At 56.2% G+C, this 23,764-nt stretch carries 23 protein-coding genes; 17 read left to right on the forward strand and 6 right to left on the reverse strand.

All coding sequences use genetic code 11. The annotated features are described in order from the left end of the window. Positions 1 to 18 precede the first annotated feature (18 nt). From QMG27_RS00215 to QMG27_RS00225, 3 genes are read left to right on the forward strand one after another with little or no spacing between them, the layout of a single operon-like run. Positions 19 to 864, forward strand: a complete 846-nt coding sequence (locus QMG27_RS00215) for a DUF692 domain-containing protein (protein WP_281811965.1) — start codon at positions 19 to 21, stop codon at positions 862 to 864. After that, positions 864 to 1,604 carry a putative DNA-binding domain-containing protein gene (locus QMG27_RS00220; protein ID WP_281811967.1) on the forward strand — a complete coding sequence of 247 codons (741 nt, stop codon included), beginning with the start codon at positions 864 to 866 and terminating at the stop codon, positions 1,602 to 1,604. The genes QMG27_RS00215 and QMG27_RS00220 overlap by 1 nt, the downstream gene beginning before the upstream one ends. Then, on the forward strand, positions 1,601 to 2,176 hold the full coding sequence (locus QMG27_RS00225) for a DoxX family protein (RefSeq protein WP_281811970.1): 576 nt from the start codon (positions 1,601 to 1,603) through the stop codon (positions 2,174 to 2,176). Before QMG27_RS00220 ends, QMG27_RS00225 begins: the two co-directional genes overlap by 4 nt. Here QMG27_RS00225 and QMG27_RS00230 read toward each other — a convergent pair. After that, positions 2,089 to 3,282, reverse strand: coding sequence for an MFS transporter (locus QMG27_RS00230; RefSeq protein WP_281811973.1), 1,194 nt, complete (start codon positions 3,280 to 3,282; stop codon positions 2,089 to 2,091). The genes QMG27_RS00225 and QMG27_RS00230 overlap by 88 nt on opposite strands. A gap of 176 nt (positions 3,283 to 3,458) precedes the next feature. Between QMG27_RS00230 and QMG27_RS00235 the strand changes: the two genes are divergently transcribed. Continuing rightward, positions 3,459 to 4,184 carry a DUF692 family multinuclear iron-containing protein gene (locus tag QMG27_RS00235; RefSeq protein ID WP_281811975.1) on the forward strand — a complete coding sequence of 242 codons (726 nt, stop codon included), beginning with the start codon at positions 3,459 to 3,461 and terminating at the stop codon, positions 4,182 to 4,184. After that, complete coding sequence (locus tag QMG27_RS00240; RefSeq protein WP_281811977.1) at positions 4,178 to 4,915, forward strand: putative DNA-binding domain-containing protein; 738 nt, start codon at positions 4,178 to 4,180, stop codon at positions 4,913 to 4,915. The genes QMG27_RS00235 and QMG27_RS00240 overlap by 7 nt, the downstream gene beginning before the upstream one ends. Here the strand turns inward: QMG27_RS00240 and QMG27_RS00245 are convergent. Beyond that, positions 4,912 to 6,489 carry a YifB family Mg chelatase-like AAA ATPase gene (locus QMG27_RS00245; RefSeq protein ID WP_281811979.1) on the reverse strand — a complete coding sequence of 526 codons (1,578 nt, stop codon included), beginning with the start codon at positions 6,487 to 6,489 and terminating at the stop codon, positions 4,912 to 4,914. The genes QMG27_RS00240 and QMG27_RS00245 overlap by 4 nt on opposite strands. A 209-nt stretch (positions 6,490 to 6,698) precedes the next feature. Between QMG27_RS00245 and QMG27_RS00250 the strand changes: the two genes are divergently transcribed. From QMG27_RS00250 to glcF, 5 genes are all read left to right on the forward strand, one after another. Then, positions 6,699 to 7,475 (forward strand): TorF family putative porin, encoded by a 777-nt coding sequence (locus QMG27_RS00250; RefSeq protein WP_281811981.1) that lies wholly within the window; start codon positions 6,699 to 6,701, stop codon positions 7,473 to 7,475. Positions 7,476 to 7,505: 30 nt separating this feature from the next. Next, on the forward strand, positions 7,506 to 7,844 hold the full coding sequence (locus QMG27_RS00255) for a P-II family nitrogen regulator (RefSeq protein WP_281811983.1): 339 nt from the start codon (positions 7,506 to 7,508) through the stop codon (positions 7,842 to 7,844). A gap of 15 nt (positions 7,845 to 7,859) precedes the next feature. Then, a complete protein-coding gene (gene amt, locus QMG27_RS00260) occupies positions 7,860 to 9,275 on the forward strand; it encodes an ammonium transporter (protein WP_281811985.1) in 1,416 nt (471 codons plus the stop codon). A 126-nt stretch (positions 9,276 to 9,401) separates the two neighbouring features. Beyond that, positions 9,402 to 10,577 carry a glycolate oxidase subunit GlcE gene (glcE, locus tag QMG27_RS00265; RefSeq protein WP_281814682.1) on the forward strand — a complete coding sequence of 392 codons (1,176 nt, stop codon included), beginning with the start codon at positions 9,402 to 9,404 and terminating at the stop codon, positions 10,575 to 10,577. Positions 10,578 to 10,592: 15 nt separating this feature from the next. Next, entirely contained in the window at positions 10,593 to 11,837 is a 1,245-nt protein-coding gene (gene glcF, locus QMG27_RS00270; protein WP_281811987.1) for a glycolate oxidase subunit GlcF, read from the forward strand. Here the strand turns inward: glcF and QMG27_RS00275 are convergent. The 3 genes from QMG27_RS00275 to lplT are packed head-to-tail and all read right to left on the reverse strand — an operon-like array spanning position 11,834 to position 14,559. After that, a complete protein-coding gene (locus tag QMG27_RS00275) occupies positions 11,834 to 12,319 on the reverse strand; it encodes a glutathione peroxidase (RefSeq protein WP_281811989.1) in 486 nt (161 codons plus the stop codon). The genes glcF and QMG27_RS00275 overlap by 4 nt on opposite strands. Beyond that, the gene (locus QMG27_RS00280; protein WP_281811991.1) at positions 12,316 to 13,230 is read right to left on the reverse strand and encodes a DMT family transporter; all 915 of its coding nucleotides are present in this window, start codon (positions 13,228 to 13,230) and stop codon (positions 12,316 to 12,318) included. The genes QMG27_RS00275 and QMG27_RS00280 overlap by 4 nt, the downstream gene beginning before the upstream one ends. A 21-nt stretch (positions 13,231 to 13,251) precedes the next feature. Continuing rightward, positions 13,252 to 14,559: a lysophospholipid transporter LplT gene (gene lplT, locus QMG27_RS00285; RefSeq protein ID WP_281814684.1), complete on the reverse strand. Its 1,308-nt coding sequence runs from the start codon at positions 14,557 to 14,559 to the stop codon at positions 13,252 to 13,254. Between the two features lie 101 nt (positions 14,560 to 14,660). Here lplT and alr point away from each other — a divergent pair, with 101 nt between their 5' ends. From alr to radA, 3 genes are all read left to right on the forward strand, one after another. After that, positions 14,661 to 15,755: an alanine racemase gene (gene alr, locus QMG27_RS00290; protein ID WP_281811993.1), complete on the forward strand. Its 1,095-nt coding sequence runs from the start codon at positions 14,661 to 14,663 to the stop codon at positions 15,753 to 15,755. Positions 15,756 to 15,852: 97 nt separating this feature from the next. Next, positions 15,853 to 18,543 (forward strand): response regulator, encoded by a 2,691-nt coding sequence (locus tag QMG27_RS00295; protein ID WP_281811995.1) that lies wholly within the window; start codon positions 15,853 to 15,855, stop codon positions 18,541 to 18,543. Positions 18,544 to 18,586: 43 nt separating this feature from the next. Then, positions 18,587 to 19,963 carry a DNA repair protein RadA gene (gene radA / locus QMG27_RS00300; protein WP_281811997.1) on the forward strand — a complete coding sequence of 459 codons (1,377 nt, stop codon included), beginning with the start codon at positions 18,587 to 18,589 and terminating at the stop codon, positions 19,961 to 19,963. Positions 19,964 to 19,967: 4 nt separating this feature from the next. Here the strand turns inward: radA and QMG27_RS00305 are convergent, their stop codons facing one another. Continuing rightward, complete coding sequence (locus QMG27_RS00305) at positions 19,968 to 21,518, reverse strand: DUF5666 domain-containing protein (protein WP_281811999.1); 1,551 nt, start codon at positions 21,516 to 21,518, stop codon at positions 19,968 to 19,970. 131 nt (positions 21,519 to 21,649) lie between these two features. Here QMG27_RS00305 and QMG27_RS00310 point away from each other — a divergent pair, with 131 nt between their 5' ends. The 4 genes from QMG27_RS00310 to QMG27_RS00325 are packed head-to-tail and all read left to right on the forward strand — an operon-like array spanning position 21,650 to position 23,749. Beyond that, on the forward strand, positions 21,650 to 22,030 hold the full coding sequence (locus QMG27_RS00310) for a DUF1924 domain-containing protein (protein ID WP_281812001.1): 381 nt from the start codon (positions 21,650 to 21,652) through the stop codon (positions 22,028 to 22,030). Between the two features lie 12 nt (positions 22,031 to 22,042). Next, positions 22,043 to 22,513, forward strand: coding sequence for a diheme cytochrome c (locus tag QMG27_RS00315; protein ID WP_281812003.1), 471 nt, complete (start codon positions 22,043 to 22,045; stop codon positions 22,511 to 22,513). Next, positions 22,510 to 23,118 carry a cytochrome b/b6 domain-containing protein gene (locus tag QMG27_RS00320; protein WP_281812005.1) on the forward strand — a complete coding sequence of 203 codons (609 nt, stop codon included), beginning with the start codon at positions 22,510 to 22,512 and terminating at the stop codon, positions 23,116 to 23,118. The genes QMG27_RS00315 and QMG27_RS00320 overlap by 4 nt, the downstream gene beginning before the upstream one ends. After that, positions 23,093 to 23,749 carry a winged helix-turn-helix domain-containing protein gene (locus QMG27_RS00325; RefSeq protein WP_281812007.1) on the forward strand — a complete coding sequence of 219 codons (657 nt, stop codon included), beginning with the start codon at positions 23,093 to 23,095 and terminating at the stop codon, positions 23,747 to 23,749. The genes QMG27_RS00320 and QMG27_RS00325 overlap by 26 nt, the downstream gene beginning before the upstream one ends. Positions 23,750 to 23,764 lie beyond the last annotated feature (15 nt).

Genomic DNA, 23,764 nt, shown 5'->3' on the forward strand with positions numbered 1-23,764 from the left:
GCGTGGAGTGACGCCATCATGAACCGACCCCTCTCAGGCGCAGGCCTTGGCTTTCGCCGTGAATTGATAGAGCCGCTGAAACACGGCGTGCCAAACGTCATCGACTTCTTTGAAGTCGCGCCCGAAAACTGGGCTGGCTTGGGAGGCCGGTCGGCCAAAGATTTGCGTCACTTCACCGAGCGCTACCCGTTTGTATGCCACGGCTTGTCCCTCTCATTGGGTGGGCCTGCACCGCTGGACACACAACTGCTGCACAAAACCAAAGCCTTCATGAAGGCGCATGGCATGCAGCTCTTCACCGAGCATTTGTCTTGGTGTTCTGATGATGAATCGCACTTGTACGACTTGCTGCCCATCCCCTGCACCCAAGAGGCCGTGATGTGGACAGCCAAGCGCATCAAGCAAGCGCAAGACATTTTGGAAATGCGCATTGGCATTGAAAACGCATCCACCTACATCGCTCCACCCGGCGCTGACATGAGCGAAGCCGAATTTGTGGCGGCGGTGGTGAAAGAGGCCGACTGCCTGCTGCATTTGGATGTGAACAATATTTACGTCAACAGCCAAAATTTTGGCTTTGATGCCTTGGACTACCTCAACACCTTGCCGCTCGAGCGCACGTGCTATGTGCATGTGGCAGGCCACTATGTAGAGCCCGATGGCCTGCTGATCGACACACACGGCGCAGAGGTGATTGACCCTGTGTGGCATTTGCTGCTGGCCGCGTATGAGCGCATCGGCGGCCATGTGCCCACTTGCTTAGAGCGAGATTTCAATTTACCCGGCTTGAGCGAGTTGGCGGCCGAAGTCATGCAAATCGCACGGTTGCAGGCCCAAGCGCCACGCATGAAGAAGGTGGCGTGATGACGGCGATGTTTCAAAGCTTTCAGCAAGACATGGCGCGCCACGTGCGTGACCCGCATCACACGATGCGCCCAGCAGGCGTGCCCGTGCGGCGCATGTCGGTGTACAACGAGATGCTGTTCAACAACGTGTGCGGCTTCATCGACACCTGCATGCCGCTGAGTCGTAAGTTGCTGGGTGACACCGCATGGCGACGTTTGTGCCGTACTTTTTACCGCGATTGGCCTTTGCACACGCCATGGTTTCGCGACATACCGCGTGAGTTTGTGCGCTATTTGCAAGAGGGCAGCCCCAAGCAACCGCTGCTGCGCTGGTTGCCTGACTTGGCGCATTACGAGTGGGCCGAGCTGGCGGTGGATGTGATGGACGTGACGCGCCCAGCGGCCAACCCACAAGGCGACCTGATGGCAAACACCGTGGTGCTCAACCCTGCACGCATGGACTTGCACTACGACTGGGCGGTGCATCGCATTGGCGAGCAACACAAACCACGCAAACCTTTGGACACGCATTTGGTGGTGTACCGCGATGCAGACGATGCGGTGCAGTTCACCGAAGTGAATGCCGCCACCGCACATGTGCTCGCGCTGCTAGACGTGCAGCCCATGACCGGTACACAAGCGATGCAGCACATCGCCGAACAAATGCAACACCCGCAGCCTGAACAACTGGTGGCGTTTGGTACCAGCTTGCTCAAGCAACTTCAAGAACAAGACATTATTTTGGGAACGCTGCCATGAGCCACAGCATCCATCACGTGTGTATGAAAACACGCCTCAATCAATACCTCGGCACATTCGACGCGTTGGGTTTGTGGCTAGGTCTGCTCAGCTTGCGTTTGATCTTGGGTTGGGACTTTTTTGAATCCGGTTTAGAAAAATTCAACGGCGAAAACTGGTTTGCAGATATTCAAGATCAGTTCCCGTTTCCCTTCAACCTCGTGCCGCCCAACATCAGCTGGCAAATGGCCATGTGGTTTGAGTTGCTTGGTGGCATTGCTTTTGTCATCGGGTTTGGCACGCGCTTTTTCTCGGTGTCGTTGCTGGTGCTGAGTGTGGTGGCCATAGCCAGCGTGCACTGGCCCGAGGCATGGAGCACTTGGCGCGAGCTGGCGCAAGGTTATGTGTTCACCGACAAAGGTTTTGGCAACTTCAAGTACCCCGTGGTGCTGATGGGCATGTTGTGGACCTTGTTGTGGATGGGGCCTGGCCGGTTGTCGTTTGACTATGTGTTGCGCAGCCGCTGTGCTAACCACAACGCTGCTACACCCACCACGCTGGCCGCCAGCATGACCCACAAGCCCACGGTGTAACCGACCTCGGCAGACCACAGCAGCCCCATCAACCATGGGGCTGCGGCCCGGGCCAATGCCATGGGCAAGCCCAGCAAGCCGTTCAAGCTGCCCATGTGTTCACGGCTCACGTATTGCGCCATGACCGTGCCTTTGACGATGGTGAGCATGCCGTTCCCCAAACCATAAAACACCACAAAAAGCACGCCCCACAGTCCGTGGCCAGCGCCAATGAGCAGCGTTAAAAAGCCTAGTGGAATGAGCACCGTCACCCAACGGTTGGTGGCGTGCACGTCTACGCGGTGTTCGGCCATATACAAGCCCAAACGGCCCATCACTTGCAGCACACCAATGCTGGCCGGTACGGCAATCGCCCATGATTCGGCCATGCCACTTTCGCGCAGCAAGCTCACCATGTGGGCGGGCAGGGCGGACGTGACGCCCATGAGCAACACCACAAATGTGGCCAGCAGCCAAAACTGTGGCTGGCGCACGAAGTGCCAAAACGTGGCGCTGTCGGTTTGTGTGGATGCCAGCACGGCGCGTTGCGGTGCATCGCGTAACAACAGCCAATGCACGGGTGCACATACCAGCAAGTGCATGGCGGCCAACACGCACAGGGCATCGCGCCAGCCTAGCGCATCAATGAGCCACGCCACGAGCGGAATAAACACGGTGCTGGCTAGGCCACCTAAAAACGTGAGGATGATGATGGCGCGTCTGAAGTGCTGCGGAAATCGTCGCGTCAGCACTGCAAACGCAGGCGGGTACAACGTGCCCGCCAAGCCCACACCCAATACAGCCCACACCGCATAAAACTCAAGCACTGTCGTGATTTGGCTGTGCAGCACAAACGCCAATGCCACCAGCAGTGAGCCAACTGTCATCACTGTGCGTTCATGCCCGCGATCAATCCAGCGACCCACTGGGAAAGCCAACACGCCTTCGGCCAACAACATCAAGCTAAAGCCCAAAGACGATTCAGCCCGGTTCATGCCCAAGGCTTGTTCGAGCGGCTCCATGAACAAAGCGAATCCGTAAAACACACTTCCCCAACTGATGAGTTGCAGTAGCGAAAGCGCCCAAACAAAGCGTGCGTCACGCGGATGGAAATGGTTTTGAGACATGGGTTGTCAATGATACGCAGCCTCAATTTTTAGATTGACGCCTACGCGATTTGTGAGGTTTTGGGGCTGTTATCAAAAAGGTGGTGATTTGCAAATTCGTTTGTTCATGTTCTCAGAAGCTCTGCCGAATACGAGGCCTGGAGCCATCGATTGGCACTTTGTATGAAAGCGACCTTATGAAACATCACATCCTTCAAGGCGCAGGTTTGGCCTTGCGACCTGCGCTGCTGGCACCGCTGAAAAGCCGTGCCCCTGACAACTTGCAGTTTTTAGAACTCACGCCACCCGATTGGATCGGTATTGGTGGCACGGCGGGTAAAGATTTACAGCAACTCACGCAGCATTACCCCGGCGTGTGTTTGAGTCAGAGCCTGTCACTGGGTGGTCCAGGGGTTTTGGACAAAGCTGTTTTACGTGATCTGCGCAGCTTCATTGTTGAACATAGTATCCAGGTGTTTTCTGAAGCCTTGGCTTGGAGCGCGGACGACGCGCCCTTGTTCATCAACTTGCCCATTCCCAGTACGCGCCAAGCAGTGCAGTGGACGGTGTCACGCATTACCCAAGTGCAAGAAGCGTTGGGTTTGCGCATTGGTATTCGAAATGTGATGCACCACATGGCTCCCACTTTGGTGGAGATGAATGAAGCAGAGTTCATTTCTGAAGTTGTCAGCGCCTCAGGCTGCAGTCTGCATTTGGACTTGCATGCATTGGCGGCCAACGGCTTGCATTTTGGTTTTGATCCACATGCGTTTTTGCGCGCTTTGCCCTTGAGCAGCATTGACTACGTGCGCGTGGGGCGCGAGTACCCCTTGTTGGGCGATGTGTTGGCGCGCACCCATCGACGCGTGGCACGTTGTGTGGACGATGTGAAACAACTCAACTTGGAGGCTCTGACATGCTGACCGATTTCCGCCAATACCAATTTGCTCTAGCCCGCCATTTACGCGACCCTTTGGGTGTGCCAGCCCCCGATGGCGTCGACAAAGTTGCCGCTGCTGCTTGTACCCAAGAAATGGTGAAACATTTGTGCGATGTGTTGGAGCCCGCCTTTCCGATAACCCAAGCGTTGTTAGGCGAGGATATTTGGGAGCATGCGGTGCGCCTCTTCTTAAAAGATGCACCCAATCACACCCCTTGGGCCAGCACCACGCAACGTGCCTTTGTTGAGCATGTGTGCGAAAGCCCCGAGATGCAAACCTTACCTGCCTGGCTACAAGACTTGGCGCATTTCGAATGGCTACAAAACGCAGTCAACACGGCACCTGTGAAGTGGCCCGCTTTTGATGACGCGGCGGATGTGATGCGCCATGCGGTGGTGCTTAACCCGACGCATGTGGAGGCGGCTTACGAATGGCCCGTGCACAGCATTGACACCGACCACGAACCTGACGACATGCAAAGCACCTATGTGTCGATGTTGCGAGACATGGACGATGAGTTGCATGTGTTTGAGAGCAGCGTGTTCAGAGGTCAGTTGCTCGACCTGCTGCGCGAAGGTCAAACCGGTGAGCAAGCCTTTTTGGTGCTGGCACGTTGGTTGTCACATCCTGAGCCCGAAGCGTTTGTGCGTGAAGGTGTAGAGGTCATGGCGCAATTGCAGCGTGAGGGCATCGTGCTGGGCGCTCGCGCTTAAGTCAGCACGCGACGGTATTGCAGCGCCTCGGCCACATGTGCCACTTGTATAGCGGTGCTGCCGGCCAGGTCTGCAATGGTGCGTGCCACGCGTATCGCACGGTGTGTGCTGCGGCTGGACCAGCCCAGTTTGGTGGCTGCGTTTTGCAAAAACGTGGCCGCTGCTGCGTCTAGCTGCATGTGCGCTTCTAAAGCTTGGCCTTGCAGGGCTTGGTTGGGTACGTCTTGTCGCGCTATGGCTTTGGCGTGTGCGGCTAGGCATCGCGCACGTACCGTGGCCGTGGACTCACCGGGTGCTGTCTGCATCAACACATCAGCAGTCAGGGTCGGCACTTCCACTTGCAAATCAATGCGGTCTAGCAACGGTCCGCTCAGCTTGCCTTGGTAACGCGTCACTTGGTCAGGCGTGCAGCGGCAGGCTTTGACGGAAGAGCCTAAGTAACCACATGGGCAGGGGTTCATCGCGGCGATCAGCTGAAACCGTGCTGGGAACTTCGCCTGCGTGGCCGCCCGTGAGATGGTGATGTGGCCGTTCTCTAGGGGTTCACGCAATGCCTCCAAAGCGCTTCGTTTGACCTCGGCCAGCTCATCCAGGAAGAGCACACCGTTGTGCGCAAGCGATATCTCGCCCGGGCGCGGCGGTGTGCCGCCACCGACCAACGCCACCGAGGTGGCCGTGTGATGTGGGCTGCGCGTGGGCCGCTGCATCCACTGGTTCAATTCAAAGCGTCCTGCCAAGCTGGCAACGGCAGCGCTTTCTAAAGCTTCATCTAAGGTCATCTCAGGCAGTAGGGCTGCAAAGCGTTGTGCCAACATGGACTTGCCTGTGCCAGGTGGGCCCACTAGTAAAAGCGAGTGACCACCCGCCGCTGCAATCTCAAGGGCGCGACGTGCCATGGCTTGTCCTCTGACATCTGCCAAGTCGCTGATGTTTGTGTGAGGGGCATTGCCTTGTGTCGCAATCAGCGACGGCGCTTCGATGCGACACCACCCTTCTGTGGTGTGTGCAACATGGCTGTTGCCTTCTTCGCGCTGAGCCATCAAGCCCTTCACCTCTGGTTTTGCAAAGTGCGCCACCACATCGCTCAAGTGCTGGGCGCGGTAGACCTCGGCCGTGGGGACAAGTGCAGCTTCTTCTGCGCTGCCGAGAGGTAACACCAAGCGCGTGCGCACACCCGAACCGCGAAGTGCCAGCCCCATGGCCAATGCACCACGCACGGGCCGTAACTCCCCCGATAAAGATAACTCGCCAGCAAATTCATGTTGAGCCAACGCGGCGATGTCTAGCTGCCCATGCGCAGCCAAGATGCCCAAAGCGATCGGTAAATCAAAGCGCCCCGAGTCTTTGGGTAGATCGGCTGGCGCCAAGTTAACGGTGATTCTCTTATTGCTTGGAAACTCCAGCCCCGCGTTTTGAATGGCGCACCGTACCCGCTCGCGCGCTTCCTTCACTTCGGTATCGGCCAAACCCACCAGCGTGAAGCTTGGCAGACCATTGGCCAAATGCACCTCGACGGTGACAGCCGGTGCCTGCAAACCCAAGAGTGCGCGGCTGTGAATCAAAGCAAGCGACATACAACTTCCAGTTCCAAGGGTTATCCCCATTGCGGGGCAAGTAGTACGAAGTAGCGCACCAAAGAAGTGCACCAAAATGATGGGGTAGTCAGACTACTGCATCACTTTGGGTCACGGCGTGAGTGAAGAGAGCACTTTTGTGGACTTTGGCGCTGGCACGGACCCTGCTAAGTAGGTGTATCCCTCTTAAATTTTCAATGGAGAAAACTATGAACATCAAGTCCAAACTTTTGTTGGCCCTCTTGGCCACATCTTCTGCAGCGTTTGCGCAAACAGCGCCTGCAGCGCCAGAAGTGACATACAACGTGGGTGTCGTGAGCCAGTACCGTTACCGCGGTATCGCTCAAACCAAAGGCGATCCAGCATTGCAAGGCGGCATCGACTACGCCAATGCCAATGGCTTCTATCTGGGCGCTTGGGCTTCGACGATCAAGTGGATCAAAGATGCTGCTTTGGGCACGGGCGGTAAAACAGCCAAAGGTCCAGTTGAGTTGGATCTTTACGGTGGTTATAAGTTTGAAGCAGGTGGTTTGGCTTATGACGTCGGCTACTTGCGTTACCAGTACGTGGGCAACACATACAAAGACGCAGCACCTTCTGCTAACGTGAACGCCAACACAGACGAAGTCTATGGCGCCGCCACTTACGGCCCAGCAACATTGAAGTATTCACAAGCCACATCTAACTTGTTCGGCTACTCTGACAGCAAGGGCAGCACCTACTGGGATTTGAGCGCCACATTTGATTTGGGCAATGGTTACAGCATCGTGCCTCACGCTGGCCGCCAAAGCATCAAGAACGCAAACCAAATCTATGGCTACAGCGACTTCGCTTTGACCTTGAACAAAGACTTGGGTGATGGCTTGACAGCGAGCGTTGCCGCTATCAAAACAACAGCTGATGAGACGCTCTCAAAAGGCTTGTCATCTACTAGCTACTACGCTGGCAAAAACGCAGTGGTCGTTGGCGTCAAGTACGCGTTCTAAACCAACGTACTGTCTTCTCTAGGAGCAACCATGAAACTCATCACCGCCATCATCAAGCCGTTCAAGTTGGACGAGGTCCGTGAGGCCCTCTCTCAAATTGGCGTGCAGGGCATCACTGTTACTGAAGTCAAAGGCTTCGGCCGTCAGAAAGGCCACACCGAGTTGTATCGCGGTGCTGAGTACGTGGTTGACTTCTTGCCCAAGGTCAAGATCGAAGCTGCGGTCGACGCTGAACACGTTGACCGCGCGATCGAAGCGATTGAAGGTTCTGCCCGTACCGGAAAAATCGGCGACGGCAAGATTTTTGTTTACGACTTAGAGCAAGTTGTTCGCATCCGTACCGGCGAGACCGGGCCCGAAGCACTTTAAGAAAGAAGATCCATCATGACTAAACTTTTCGCCTATCTGGCCATAGGCGCTGGCTTCCTTTTGTCTGGAAGCGCCGCTTTGGCCCAAGCTGCCCCCGAAGCAGCCGCTGCAGTTGCCGCCATCCCTAACAAGGGCGACACCGCATTCATGACGATTTCCACCTTGTTGGTGATCTTGATGACCATCCCCGGTTTGGCTTTGTTCTACGGTGGTTTGGTTCGCAGCAAAAACATGCTGTCTGTGTTGATGCAAGTCTTCGTGGTGAGCTCACTCATTTATGTGTTGTGGACGATCTACGGTTACACCGTGGCCTTCACCGGTGGTTCACCTTTCTTTGGTGGCTTTGACAAGTTGTTTTTCAAAGGCATCACGCCTGACTCCATTGCTGCCACGTTCAGCAAAGGCGTTGTGATTCCTGAATTCACATTCGCAGCCTTCCAAGCAACCTTCGCTGCGATCACTTGCACTTTGATCGTGGGCTCATTCGCTGAGCGCGCCAAGTTCTCGGCTGTGTTGTTGTTCTGCGTGTTGTGGTTCACCTTCAGCTACTTGCCCGTGGCCCACATGGTTTGGTACTGGGACGGCCCTGACGCCATCACTGACGCTGCTAGCTTGGAAACTGTGACGGCCGCTGCTGGCTGGCTGTGGGCCAAGGGTGCGTTGGACTTCGCAGGCGGTACGGTGGTGCACATCAACGCTGCGGTGGCTGGTTTGGTCGGTGCTTATGTGATCGGCAAGCGCGTCGGTTACGGCAAAGAATCGATGGCGCCTCACAGCTTGACATTGACCATGGTCGGTGCCTCTCTCTTGTGGGTGGGTTGGTTCGGTTTCAACGCTGGTTCGAACCTCGAAGCCAACGGTGTAGCAGCCCTCGCTTTTGTGAACACCTTGGTGGCCACTGGCGCAGCGACCATTGCTTGGATTGCCGGTGAAGCGATGGCCAAAGGCAAAGCTTCGATGCTGGGTGCTGCTTCGGGTGCTGTGGCTGGTTTGGTGGCGATCACTCCCGCTTGCGGTTTCGTGGGCCCCATGGGTGCCATCGTGATCGGCTTGGTGGGCGGCTTCGGCGGCTTGTGGGGTGTGAATGGTTTGAAACGCCTCTTGGGCGCTGACGACTCACTCGATGTGTTCGGCGTGCACGGTGTCTGCGGTATCTTGGGTGCGTTGTTGACCGGCGTGTTTGCAGCCCCATCCCTCGGCGGTACTGGCGTGTTCGACTACGTGGCCAATGCCGTGAACCCTGACTATTCCATCGTCGACCAAGTGATCATCCAAGCAACTGCTGTGGGTACCACCATCGTCTGGTCTGCTGTGGTGTCATTCGTGGCCTACAAACTGGTGGACATCGTGTTGGGTCTGCGTGTGACCGAAGAAGAAGAGCGCGAAGGCCTCGACATCAGCTCACACGGCGAAACGGCCTACCACCGTTAATTTTTCAAGTACTTCAAGTTTTCCTTGGACTTCACAGCCCGCCTCTCGGCGGGCTTTTTTTATTTTTGACAGGACTGTGCAAAAAATTCAAAACCAGCTGCAAACCTAGCGGCTACCATGCGGTTCATGCAAGACACGCTGCAACACCTCACCGACCGTATCCTTCACGCCACTCAAACCAGCCAGCCCTTGCGCTTGCGTGGGGGTGGTACCAAAGACTTTTTGGGGCAATCGCTGCAAGGCGAAGTGCTAGACACCCGCGCTTACAGTGGCATCTTGAGTTATGAACCCAGCGAGTTGGTGATCACCGTGCGTGCAGGCACCCCCTTGGCCGAGGTTGAAGCGGCGTTGGCTGAAAAAGGTCAGAGCTTTGCTTTCGAGCCACCGCACTTCTCAGCAGGGCGGCACGATGCTTTGGGCGAAGGCACCACGATTGGTGGCATGGTGGCTGCAGGGTTGGCGGGGCCCTCGCGCGCCAGCGTGGGCACGGTGCGCGATTTTGTGCTGGGTGCACGCGTCATCAATGGCAAAGGCGAACACCTCACCTTTGGCGGTCAAGTGATGAAGAACGTGGCGGGCTATGACGTGTCGCGTTTGTTGGCCGGTAGCTGGGGTCAGTTGGGGCTCATCACCGAGGTGTCATTGAAGGTGTTGCCTGTCGCGCCCGGTGAGGCCACTTTGGTGTGCGCTGGCGTTAGCCAAGCGCAAGCCTTGAAACTCATCAACCAATGGGGCGGTCAACCCTTGCCCTTGAACGCCAGCGCGTGGGTGTACGACACCACCGCCGATCCGGCGCAAGATTTTTTCTTTGTCCGCTTGCGTGGGGCTGTTGCAGCCGTGGATGCCGCCGTGACCAAAATGAGCGCTGATGTGCAAGCCTTGGGTGCACACGTGACACGCATGAATGCACAGGATGTCGTTGACGACTGGCGTGGCAGCGGCGAGCACACTTTGGATTTCTTCAAAGCCCCAACCGATCAAGACTGCTTGTGGCGCCTGAGCGTGCCGCAAACCGCGCCTGTGCTGGATGTGCGTGTCAACGGCGTTGCATGCGCCCAATACATCGAGTGGCATGGTGCCCAGCGTTGGTTGTGGGCGCCTGCCTCAGCCGTTGCGCAAGTGCGCGAGGCGGCGGTGAAAGCAGGCGGCCACGCCACCTTGTTCCGTACCAGCGCTGCACATGGTGACGCCGATAAAGCCGTAGGCGTGTACACCCCACTCAACGCGGTGCAGCAGCGCATTCAAAACGAACTCAAAAAACAGTTTGACCCAGCCGGTATCTTCAACCCTGGTCGTGTTTAAAACACAGAGCCTCACATGCAAACCAACCTGGCCCCCCAATACGTCGGCACACCCGAAGGCGAACAAGCCGAAGCCATTTTGCGCAAGTGCGTGCACTGCGGTTTTTGCACAGCGACGTGCCCGACCTACCAACTGTTAGGCGATGAACTCGATGGCCCACGCGGCCGCATCTATTTGATGAAACAAGTGTTTGAAGGTGCCACGCCCACGCGAGCCACGCAGCAACACTTGGACCGCTGCCTCACTTGCCGCAACTGCGAAAGCACGTGCCCCAGCGGCGTGCAATACGGTCACTTGGTGGACGTGGGCCGCAAGGTGGTGGACGCGCAAGTGCCGCGCCCTGTGGGTGAACGCTTCATGCGTTGGGCCTTGAAAGAAGGCCTCACTTCTCCGCTGTTCGCGCCGGCCATGAAGCTCGGCCAAGCGGTGCGCGGTGTATTGCCTGCCAAGCTCAAAGCCAAAGTGCCAGCGCCTCAAACTGCTGAGCGCAATGGCGTGGTGTGGCCCACAACGCAACACCCCCGCAAAGTGCTCATGCTCGCAGGCTGTGTGCAGCCCGCCATGCTGCCCAACATCAACACGGCCACTGCGCGTGTGCTGGATGCCGCGGGTATTCAAACCATTGTGGCGCCCGAAGCGGGATGCTGCGGTGCAGTCAAATTTCACTTGAATGACCAAGACGGTAGCTTGGTGCAAATACGCGCCAACATTGACGCGTGGTGGCCGTTTGTCGAGCAAGGCGTGGAAGCCATTGTGATGAACGCCTCAGGCTGTGGCGTGATGGTGAAAGACTACGGCCATGTGTTGAAGGATGATGCGGTTTATGCCGCCAAAGCCAAACGCATCAGCGATCTCACCCAAGACTTGAGCGAGTTGTTGCCCGAGTTGGTGCCCTTACTCAAACCTAAATTGAACGCAGCGGCGGTTGCTGCGGTAGGCGCTCAGGCGTATCACCCGCCTTGCACCTTGCAACACGGTCAAAAGCTCAAAGGTGGTGTGGAGCAACACATGGCGGCCTTGGGTTTCTCAATTCAAGTCGCTAACCATGAATCACATCTGTGCTGCGGCTCTGCAGGTACCTACAGCGTGCTCAACCCCGACATCAGCTACACGTTGCGTGACCGCAAGTTGGGTAACTTGGATGCACTCAAGCCCCAAGCCATCCTGAGTGCCAACGTGGGCTGTATCACTCACTTGCAAAGCGGCACAGATGTGCCTGTGAAGCATTGGGTGGAAGTGCTGGATGCGGCTTTGAATTAAGCCGCCAAAGCTGCTTCGATGTCTTTGGCCAGCTTGGCTGGCGCATCCATCGATGCATATCGCTTGAGCACGTGACCGTCTTTGCCGACCAAGAACTTGGTGAAGTTCCATTTGATGCCCTCGCTGCCCAAAAGACCCGGTGCTTCGGCTTTGAGCCACTTAAATAATGGATGGGCGTTGTCGCCGTTCACATCTACTTTTTCCATCATCGTGAAGCTCACGCCGTAGTTGCGTTGGCAAAAGGCGCCGATTTCCGCGTTGGTGCCCGAGTCTTGGGCGCCAAACTGGTTGCATGGAAAGCCAATCACGGCGAGACCGCGTGAACCATAGGTTTGATGCAACGCCTCTAGCCCTTCAAACTGGGGCGTGAAGCCGCAGGCACTAGCGGTGTTCACAATCAGCAAAACTTGGTTTTGCAGGTCAGCAAAGGACAGAGGTGTGCCGTCGATGCGTTGGGCGGCGAAATCTTTGAGCGCGGTCATTTGTGAGTCTCCATGGATGTATGTGCATGCGATGCCAGCAAGGCCATGACCACAATCATGCCGCCACCCAGCGCGACGCGCCATGTGAGCACGGAAGCCCCTAGTGCAACTGAGGACACACTGGCGAAGACCACTTCCGACATCATCACCATCGCTGTGGTGTGTGCGCTTAAGCGCGCCGCGCCGTACTGCAAAGAAAAGTTAGACAGCAAAAATGCGGCGCTCAGCCCCAGCACCCAAGGTGCCCAGCTTGTGAGGACGGAGAGGCTGGCATTTTCAAGAGGCGATGCAAAGAGCGGTGGTATCACGCTCAGAGTGGATGCCAGCAACGCGCACGCGATGGCCATCCAAGCGCCGCCTGCAAACATGGCGACCATGCGCGACGACTCAGGTGTGTGTTGCAAACGCAGCAACCAAATATTGGTCAGGGCAAAACAAAAACCTGCGAGCAGAGCAAGAACATCAGCCAGATCTTGCGGCAGTGGCCAAGGCGATGCAGGTGTGGTGAGGACGAGCACCATACCCACCAAAGTGAGCGACAAGCGCACCAATGCCCCCCGTGTGGGGCGTTCATCCAGCAGCCACCATGCCAGCAACAACGACCAAGTCGGCATCAGATAAAACAGCAACACCACGCGCACCACATCGCCAGTGGTGACGGCCCAGTTGAACCCCACATTGGTGAGGCCAGACACGGCCATGAGCCAATAGAGTTGCGGGTGTTGTCTGAAGTGTGTCCAACCTGAAGGACAGATCAAGCTCAGTACGATCGTTGCCAGGGTGAAGACAGCCGCCGTGGCCCATAAAGGGTGCAGGCCTTGCGCGTCCAGCGCACGTAAAGGGAACCACGACAAGCCCCATACCAGCGCATTGAAAGCCAAGGCCAACACGGCCAGCGCGGGGCGCGTCATGAGGTGCTGTGTGCGGACTGCTTAGCCGTGCAAATCGTCGTTGCGTGCGATGTGCATCAAACGCGCCAACTCCTCGCGGTGGTGGTTGTGGTTGTGTTCATGCCACAGCTTGATGAGCCACATCACATAGCCGACCAACACGCCAAAGGCGGTGATGGCACCAAAGGCGCTGAGTCCCATGCCGGTGCTAAACGTGTACAAAAAGCCCAAACCCAAAATGCACAGTTGTTCATTCAGGTTTTGCACAGCAATGGAGCGACCTGCTCCCATGAGGTTGTGGCCGCGGTGTTGCAACAGCGCATTCATCGGTACCACCAAGAAGCCACCTAAAGCGCCCAAGATGATGAGGAAGGGCACAGCCAACCACAAGTTGTCAATGAAGTTCATGGCCACCACGAAGCAACCCATGGCGATGCCCAAAGGCATGAGGCGTGTGGCATGGTCGAGCTTCATCTTTATAGATGCGACCACAGCACCGACAGCCGTGCCAATGGCAACGACACCCACCAAGCTTGACGCTTGCGTGGTGGTGTAGCCCAAAGCAGCAGCACTCCATGCCAAGACGATGTAGCGCAAGTTGCCGCTGACACCCCAAAACAAGGTGGTGGTGGCCAATGAGATTTGGCCCAGCTTGTCTTGCCACAGACGCTGGTTGCAATGCCAAAAATCGGGCAGGAGTGCCAACAAATTGCGCACCATGCTTTTTTCTGGATCAAGGCGCATGGGAATGAGCGCGGCACCGGTGTAGGGAATGCGTTTGTTGAACCAAGCGGCCAAGGCGTACAGCGGAATCAGCAGGCAAATGGCGGCTTCGGCGGAGGTGTCAACGCCTGTCGTGAGTAGTGGCAAGTCAAACGACAGCAACCATGCTGACAAATTGGGGCCGACCAGCTGGCCACCCAACAACACGCCCAAGATGATGGAGGCGATCGTCAAGCCCTCGATCCAGCCGTTCGCTTTGACCAACTGAGATGCAGGGAGCAACTCGGTCAAGATGCCGTACTTGGCAGGTGAATACGCTGCCGCGCCCAATCCCACCACGGCGTAGGCGAGCAAAGGATGCACGCCAAACAACATCATCAAGCAGCCCACCACTTTGATGGTGTTGCTCATGAGCATGACCTCGCCTTTCGGTCTCGCGTCGGCAAATGCGCCCACAAAGGGTGCGAGCACCACGTAAAACAAAGCGAACATAGGCACAAGAGCCGCACGTTGCCACTCGGGTGCGCCATCGGATTTGAGGAGTTCTACGGCTGTGACGAACAGTGCGTTGTCGGCCAGCGAGCTGAAAAACTGCGCCGACATGATGGTGTAAAAACCGCGCTTCATGGGTAGGTCTGGCAGGTGTGCAGAAGAGCTGTACACCTGTTGTTTTTTCTTTCTTCTTGAACTACCCGAGGTTATATCACGCGGGTGCCACAATATTGACTATGCCCCGTCCGATTCAAGCCTTTGTTCACACCGACGCGCTGCGTCACAACTTGGCCCGCATGCGCGCTGCTGCTCCAGACGCTCGCGTGTGGGCTGTCGTCAAAGCCAATGCGTATGGTCATGGCATTGAACGTGTGTTTGACGGTTTACGTGGTGCCGATGGCTTTGCGTTGTTGGACCTAGATGAGGCGCAACGCTTGCGCAGCTTGGGCTGGCGCGGCCCCGTGCTTTTGCTGGAGGGGGTGTTTGAAGCGCGCGACTTAGAGCTGTGCTCACGCCTTGACCTGTGGCATACCGTGCATTGCGACGAACAGATTGACATGCTCAGCCGTCACAAAACACAAGTCCCGCATCGGGTATTCCTCAAAATGAACAGTGGTATGAACCGTTTGGGTTTCACGCCCACACGGTTCCGGTCGGCTTGGACGCGGCTGAACCAACTGCCGCAAGTCGATGAAATTTCTTTGGTAACGCATTTCAGTGACGCGGATGGACCTAAAGGCATTGCCGAACAAATGCGCGTCTTTGCCAAAACCACCGAGGACTTGCCTGGCGAGCGCAGCACTTGCAATAGTGCGGGCTTGTTGCGACATGCCAGCGACACGGCTGTGGCCGCCGATTGGGTGCGTCCTGGCATTGCGTTGTACGGCAGTGCACCTGATTTTCCTGAGCACGATATGGCGCAATGGGGTTTGCAGCCCACCCTTAGCCTGCGCAGTCGAATCATTGCGGTGCAAACGCTGCAAGCCGGCGACACCGTGGGCTACGGCTCATCGTTTACAGCGGATGCGCCGATGCGCATTGGCATCGTGGCTTGTGGGTACGCGGATGGCTATCCACGCCATTGCCCTACCGGAACACCTGTGCTGGTTGAAGGCGTGCGCACCCGCACGCTGGGGCGCGTGAGCATGGACATGATTGCTGTGGATCTCGGCCCCACCCCACAAGCAGCCTTTGGCAGTGAAGTGACGCTGTGGGGCAAGGCCAGTCAAGGGGCTGTGTTGCCGATTGATGACGTCGCGAAGGCAGCAGGCACTGTCGGCTATGAGCTGATGTGTGCGGTGTCAGCGCGGGTGAACTTCTCTCAAGACTAAGCACTCAAGCTTGAAGGTCTGAAAGAAAGAGAGCGGTACTTAAGCCGTTAGCTAGTGGGCCTGCTATGGTCCGGAGAAGTTACCAACTTTCTCCAAAATGAAAAACCTAAGCATTAAGCTGCAGTTATCGCTGAGTGTGATCGCGATCGGGTTTGTGTTGCTACTCGCGCAGTTGATTTTGCAGTTTTCGGTGCTTCGCGGCGATATTGTTCAGCGAATTGAAAAGAACGAATTTCGCAGTCTCACGGCCTTTGCTCAGAGCCTCGACGAAAAATTGCAAAACAGCATGGACATGCTGGCAAGTGTCGGCGCGAATGTGCCGCCTTCTTCAATGGCAAACGTTGCTGCCTTAGAAAAATTCCTGCAGCGGGAATTCGCGCTTTTCAATGTGTACGACGACCTGTACATATTTGACGCCAAAGGAATTCTGCTGGTCGACTGGCCGATCAAAGCAGGTCGTCGCACGCTCGACATGTCTTCACGCGATTACATCCAAGGCGTCATTGCGACAGAAAAACCGGTCATTTCTAAACCGATTTTGGGCAAGGCCACGAAGCAACCCATTGTCGTGATTGCTGCGCCTATCAAGGATGCCAAAGGGCGCTTGATTGGCATCATTGGCGGTGTGCTCAATCTTTATAAGCCTAACCTGTTGGGGTCGATTGCCACCCAAAAAAATGGTGAAGATGGCTATTACTATTTGGTGACCAAAGATCGTGTTCGCATTGCACACCCAGATCCGAATGTGATCTTGAAGCCACTGCCGCCAAATACGGGCAATGCGCCGTTTGAAAACGCAATGCAAGGATTTGAAGGTACCCAAGAAGGGGTCAATACAAGGGGTTTGAAAGGTTTGTTTACTTTTAAACGACTAGCCACCACGGACTGGATTGTGGCTTCTGTGATTCCTTCGGCCGAGGCGTTCAAGCCCCTTGCGGATTTGTACGAAAAGATGGTCTTGGTCAGCGTGCTGTTGATGTTGGCCATCGTGCCGTTCTTGTTGAGCTTTGCCAGTCGCTTGGTGCAGCCGCTGGCGCAGTTGGCGCAGGCCATGCACGACAAGGCAACGCAGATGCGAGATGGCAAAACTGCTACGGCCGTTCAGGAGATTGGTGGGCAAGAAATTAAGACCGTGGTTCGTGCATTCAACGAATTCATGGATGCGCGCATCCGCGCTGAGACCGAGTTGTCGTTGGCCCGCGACGCAGCACAAGAGGCCAACGCCTCTAAGAGCAGTTTCTTGGCCACGATGAGCCATGAAATTCGCACCCCCATGAATGGGATTTTGGGAATGACGGAGTTGTGTTTGCAAACCCAACTGACGGCCGAGCAACGCAGCTATTTGGAGATGGTGTCAGTGTCGGCGAATTCACTCTTGGTGGTGATCAACGACATTTTGGATTTTTCAAAAATAGAGGCGCGAAAACTACATCTTGATCCGCATGAGTTTTCCCTGCATGGTTTGCTGAGGCAAGCAACACGAACGCTTTCTTTACGTGCCTCCGAGAAAGAATTGGAATTCGTTTGCGATGTGGGCACCGATGTGCCCGATATGGTTGTTGGTGATCCTTTGCGTTTGCAGCAGGTGATCAGTAATTTGTTGGGCAATGCCATCAAATTCACGGCCCAAGGTGAGGTCATGCTGACCGTTGAACAACTCAAGCCAGCCCCGTCAGATGATGGCGTCTGGCTGATCATGCACATCAAAGACACGGGGATTGGAATTTCCTTAGAAAAGCAGAGCTTGATTTTTGATGTGTTCACCCAAGCGGACTCCAGCACCGCGCGTCGGTTTGGAGGCTCAGGCCTTGGGTTGGCCATCAGTCGGAGTTTGGTTCAGATGATGGGCGGGGAGATCACGGTTCAAAGCCAGGTCGGCAAAGGCAGTGTGTTTAGTTTTACTGTGCATTTGCAATCGACGTCTCGCACACAGGACACATTGCCTGAGCTCAACACAAGTTTGCGCGGCAAAACCGTGCTGCTGGTGGATGACACCGCCAGCAGTCGTCAAGTTTTGGCTAAGCGTCTGAGTGATGTGGGGTTGAAACCTGTGATGTGTGATGGTGCCGCTCAAGCCCTGCACACCCCACAACTGGCGCAAGCCGTGTGCGCCCTGATCGATGTGAATATGCCGGACATAGACGGTTATGCCTTGGCGTCACAGTTACGCCAGCAACGCACTGCCCATCAGCTGCCAGTGTTCATGATGGGGGCTTTGAGTGAGCAAACCTCTCAACATCAGTTGGTGGAATTGGAATTGCAGGGCTTCTTGATCAAACCAATAGATGCCCATGAACTGATGAGTTGCCTCAACAGCTTGGCCAAGCTAGAAACAAATGCGCAGGCTGCAGTGGGTGCCGTGGCTGAGAGACCCTCTGCGGTCCCCGCGCGACAAATACTGCTGGTGGAAGACACGCCGATCAACCAAACGCTGCAGTCTATTTTGCTCAACCGCCTCGGCTTTGAGGTCACCTTGGCGAGCAATGGCATGGAGGCGGTGGATGCCTTCGACAACCGCCACTTTGATGTGATTTTGATGGACATTCAAATGCCAGAAATGGGCGGCATAGAGGCAACCCAGTTGATTCGTGACCTTGAAAAAACAAAACACCTGAGGCGAACCCCGATCATCGCGGTAACCGCCAATGCGCTCAAAGGTGACCGCGAGCGCTATTTTCAAGCGGGCATGGATGGGTATGTGTCCAAGCCGCTGTCAATGGAGTCACTCAGAGCTGAAATCGACCATGTGTGGGAGCAAGCTCGCTTGCAAGATGTCGCGTATCAGTGACACCAGTCAATACTACTGGCTATTTATCCAGTAATATCTGGGCATGGCCAAAGACAAAACCCAATACACCTGTACCGACTGCGGTGGCATCAGCGCCAAGTGGCTGGGCAAATGCCCGTCCTGCGGCGCATGGAACACGCTGATAGAAAGCGCAGTCGAAACCGCTGCCGCCACCAAAAATCGCTACGCCGGTATGGCCGCCTTGGCCCCCGCATCAGAGGTGGCGATTCTTTCCGACATCGAAGCGCAAGACGTGGCCCGCACACCCACGGGCCAAGACGAGCTAGACCGCGTGTTGGGCGGCGGCATGGTGGAAGGCGGCGTGGTGCTGATTGGCGGCGACCCCGGCATTGGCAAATCCACGTTGTTGTTGCAAGCCATGGACGGTTTGCAGCGCAGCGGCATGAGCACGCTGTATGTGACGGGTGAAGAGTCGGGTGCACAAGTGGCCCTGCGCTCGCGTCGTTTGGGGTTGGACCACTCGCAAGTGCAAGTGCTGGCTGAAACCCAGCTTGAAAAAGTGTTGGCCACCGTCGACAAATTGCAGCCTGCCGTGGTGGTGATGGACTCCATTCAAACCGTGTATTCCGATCAACTCACCAGCGCACCGGGCTCGGTGGCGCAGGTGCGCGAATGCGCGGCACACCTCACGCGCATGGCCAAGTCCACAGGGACCGCCGTGGTGTTGGTGGGGCACGTAACCAAAGAGGGCGCACTCGCTGGCCCGCGCGTGCTCGAGCACATGGTGGACACGGTGTTGTACTTTGAAGGCGACACCCATTCCAGCTACCGTTTGGTGCGCGCCATCAAAAACCGCTTTGGTGCGGTGAACGAAATTGGCGTCTTTGCCATGACCGAAAAAGGCTTGAAAGGTGTGAGCAACCCGAGCGCCATCTTTTTGAGCCAACACACCGAGCCCGTGCCCGGAAGTTGTGTGCTGGTCACGCTTGAAGGCACGCGGCCCATGTTGGTGGAGGTGCAAGCCTTGGTTGATACCGGTGGCCCATCGCCCCGCCGCTTGAGCGTGGGCTTGGACCGCGATCGCTTGGCCATGTTGCTGGCTGTGTTGCATCGCCACGCAGGCGTGGCGTGCATGGACCAAGATGTGTTCGTCAACGCCGTCGGCGGCGTGCGCATCAGCGAACCGGCAGCAGACTTGTCGGTGCTGCTGTCAATTCAAAGTAGCTTACGTGGTAAGCCGCTGCCGCAAGGCTTCATTGCCTTTGGCGAAGTGGGCTTGGCGGGCGAGGTGCGCCCCGCACCGCGTGGTCAAGAGCGCTTGAAAGAAGCCGCCAAACTGGGCTTTAGCGTGGCTATCATTCCTAAGGCGAATGCACCTAAAAAACCGATTGAAGGCTTAAAGGTGCATGCGGTCGAGCGGGTGGACGAAGCCATTGCTCTGGTGCGTGAGCTGGGCTAACGCATCAATCGTCGTAGTCGTGGTAACCGGTTTTCAACTCGAGCTTGATCACTTGGAAGATGTTGTTGGCATCCATATAGCCTTTGACTTCCACATAGCTGCCGTTGCTTGGCGCGCCGTATTTGAAGTATGTGTTGGCAGAAGTTTGTGCGGTATAGGTCACACCCAAACGCGTCAAGTTAAAGGTGCTGTTGACGCCAGACCAGCCGCTGACTTGGCCATACATTTCAAATACGCGTCCTGTGCTGGCGTTACTGTTTGAAGCGTATTTGATCTCTACTTTTGTGGCGCTCAAGCTGCCGTTCACGTAGTTGCCTTTGACCTCTACAAAAGAGCCATTGCTAAGGTTAGCGATTGAGCCAATCGGAAAGTAAGCAGAGCCAGCATTCACATTTACACCTTGAACGGTGAAGGTGCTGCCACTCAAGTTGCTGACAGCGCCATAAAACTCGTTGGAATAAGTCAAGGTTTGACCCTGGCCGTTGGTAAAGCTGCGCTGTCCCTCGACCTCTACCCGAGATGCGTTTAGCACCGAGCCTGACCAAGTACCTTTGATTTCGTAAAGCGTGTTGGCAGTCAAGGTGGCACCACTGACCTCAACACCTCCCACATACCAATTGCCGTTCGACTGGGTGGCAATGCCTTTGATCTTGGCATAAGTCGAGGCGTTGGGGGCACCATTGAAACGGGTGAGATAAGCTGCGTTGACCAATTGCAAACGTGTGGCTGTCAGGGTCGTGCCATCCCAATCTGTGCTGAGTGGGGCCAATGCACGAACCGCATCCCCAACTACGGGTACGTTGCCAGTGGGTTGAATTGTGCAAGCACTACAGTCCACCGTGATGCTCGAAGCTGCGCCTGTCTTAACCGTGTAGGTATTTCCTGTGATCGCTGTGATGTTGCCCCGCACCGCTAGATCCAATGCATGTGTTGCTGGATTGGTGACTACAACGCGGGTGGCCAAGAAGCTGCCATCTGCTTGGGTAAGGCCATAGATAGTGAGTAACGGGTTTGTGCCGGCGAGTGCTGCTAAGTCAGCATAAGTCGTTACCGCTGTGCCACTCGATGTGCCATTGGATGTGCCGCCATAAGTTGTGGCAGAGGTGATTTGAATGACTTGCGTTGGCAGAGTAATGGCAGACGCGCTGATGGCGTTCATCGTCCCGCGCACTCCGCCGACCACGCGAATGCGAGCCGCGCGTCCTAGGTTTTGCGCATCGTCGACATCGCCAAACAATGCGACGGTCATGCCCAGTGCGAGTGGGCTGCTGAAGGTGGATGTGTTGCTGTCATAGCTGGAGCTGAAGTCATCGCTGTCGTAAACCACAGAGTCTGTGGTCTCAAACCGAACGCCGTTGACCACGATGGAACCTAAACCGGTGATGGAACCCTGATAAGCGGCAGCTGCACCGTTGAAAGTCGCAGCTCCTGCTGGGTTAGCAGACCAATAGGCATCGCTGTCACCTCCGCCCCCGCCCCCTCCGCATGCGCTAAGAAAACCAGTGGCAGCCAGTAGCAAGGCAAGGACTTTTGGTTTTAAAACAGAACGTGACATACCAACTCCATCAACAACGAATGGCGCAAGTGTGCTGACGCCAGATTAAGGCAGCCTTAAGGGTCAGGAGGGAAACCTTAAGAAAACCCTAAGACGCGCTCACTAGCATTGGTTTTGAAAGGCACACAACCATGCTTCCCAACTTCTTCATAGTGCTGTTATTTGTTTCGCTCAATGCATGGGCTGCAACACCTGCCGAGTTGTTGGCGGGCTACACCGCGCAGTCCGGGCTGCCTGCCAGCGCCCTAAAAGGCGAAACGTTCTTCAAGGCTAGTCATGGCCAAGAATGGCAATGCACCAGCTGCCACGGCAAATCGCCCACGGTAGGCGGGCGTCATGCCAGCACTGATAAAGCCATTGAGCCATTGGCCCCTGTTGCTAACGCCAAGCGATTTACTGACAGCGCCAAAGTAGAAAAGTGGTTTCGCCGCAATTGCAAAGATGTGCTGGCGCGGGAATGCACCGCCGCTGAAAAAGCCGATGTGTTGGCTTGGCTCATCACCTTGCGTTGATAAGAGACCGTCATGCATTTTGCTTTTTCATTTTTAGTGCGCTCCGTGGTTGCCGCAGTCTTATTTAGCATCACCGCATCGTGGGCGGATAGCTACAAAGGCCCAACGCCACCGGCGGTGTATAGCCAAGAGTGCGGCAGCTGCCACTTGGCGTTCCCGCCCAATTTGCTGCACAAAGCCTCGTGGCAACGGGTGATGCATGGTTTGGACAAACATTACGGCAGCGATGCCTCGTTGGATACGGCCACACAAAAACAAATCGACACTTGGTTGCAAACCTACGGTGGCCAAGGCAAGCGTGCGCGCGAAGAGCCGCCACTTGACCGTATCACTCGCTCGGCTTGGTTTGAGCGCAAACACCGAGAGGTGAGCGCAGCTACGTTCAAACGTGCGTCGATCAAAAGCCCTGCGAACTGCACGGCGTGCCACCGTGATGCGGCGCAAGGCGACTTTGAGGAAGATCGCGTGAGGATTCCAAAATGAACCACACTGTTTTGAATCCTACGCAAGAGATCGCGCCCACCGTCATGTCTCAAGCGCGCCAACCTGTGGTGGACTTTGGTACGCGTATGGCGCATGCCAGCATGGCCTTGGCATTTTTTGTGTCTTATGTCACCTCAGAGTCTGAATATTGGCGCTTGGTCCATGTGTACAGCGGGTACAGCTTGGCCACTGTGCTGGCGTTTCGTTGGGTGTGGGGTTGGGTTGGGCCGGCCTCGGCACGCTGGGGTTTGTTGCTGCGCCGCGTAGCCATGTGGCGTGTCTGGGTGACCAAGGCTAAGCAAGGCGAATGGCACACCCGCAACTTTTGGGTGGGTGCTAGCAGCTGGGTGCTGAGCGCTGCGGTGCTGGGTATTTATGCCTTCAGCGCGGTGGCGATTGCCAGCGGGTGGGCTACCTACAATGAACTTTTAGGCGATGGTTGGTTGAACGATGCCTTGCAAGAGCTACACGAAGGCTTGGGCAACGCGGTCATGGCGATGGTGTGTGTGCACGTGGGGATGGTGGTGACGCTGCGCGTATGGCGCGGCCCACAAGCCCTACGACCGATGTGGCGAGGCTATGCGAATACTTCTGGCCGAGGATGATGAGCTGCTTGGCGGCGGCTTGCGCGCGGGTCTAGACCAGCGCGGCTTCCAAGTGGATTGGGTGCGCGACGGCGTGGCCGCAGAACGCGAACTGTTGAGCGCGCAGCATCAGGCCGCAGTGCTGGATATTGGCCTGCCGCGCCAAGATGGCTTGACCGTTCTAAAGGCTGTGCGGGCGCGCGGCATCGACACCCCCGTGTTGGTGCTGACGGCGCGTGATGCTGTGGCTCAACGCATTGAAGGGCTCAACCTAGGCGCCGACGACTATGTGGTCAAACCTGTGGACTTGGATGAGTTGGCCGCTCGCTTGCACGCCTTGGTGCGTCGTGCCCACGGTAAAACACAAACTTTGCTGCAAGTGCGTGATGTGGCGATGGACCCCACCGCACGGCAAGTGAGCCGTGCGGGTGAAACGATCAGCCTGTCCACCCGAGAGTTTGATTTGCTGCAGGCTTTGTTGCTCAATGCGGGGCGCGTGCTGTCACGCGAGCAGCTAGAACAGCACTTGTATCGCTGGGGCCATGAGGTGGAGAGCAACACCATTGAAGTTCATATTCACCACCTGCGTCGCAAGATGGGCGCGGGGCTGATCGACACCGTGCGCGGTGTGGGTTACATCGTCATGCCTTGATACGTTGGCCAGTCA

Source organism: Limnohabitans sp. MORI2, assembly GCF_027925025.1.
In the GTDB taxonomy this organism is placed as follows: Bacteria; Pseudomonadota; Gammaproteobacteria; order Burkholderiales; family Burkholderiaceae_C; genus Limnohabitans.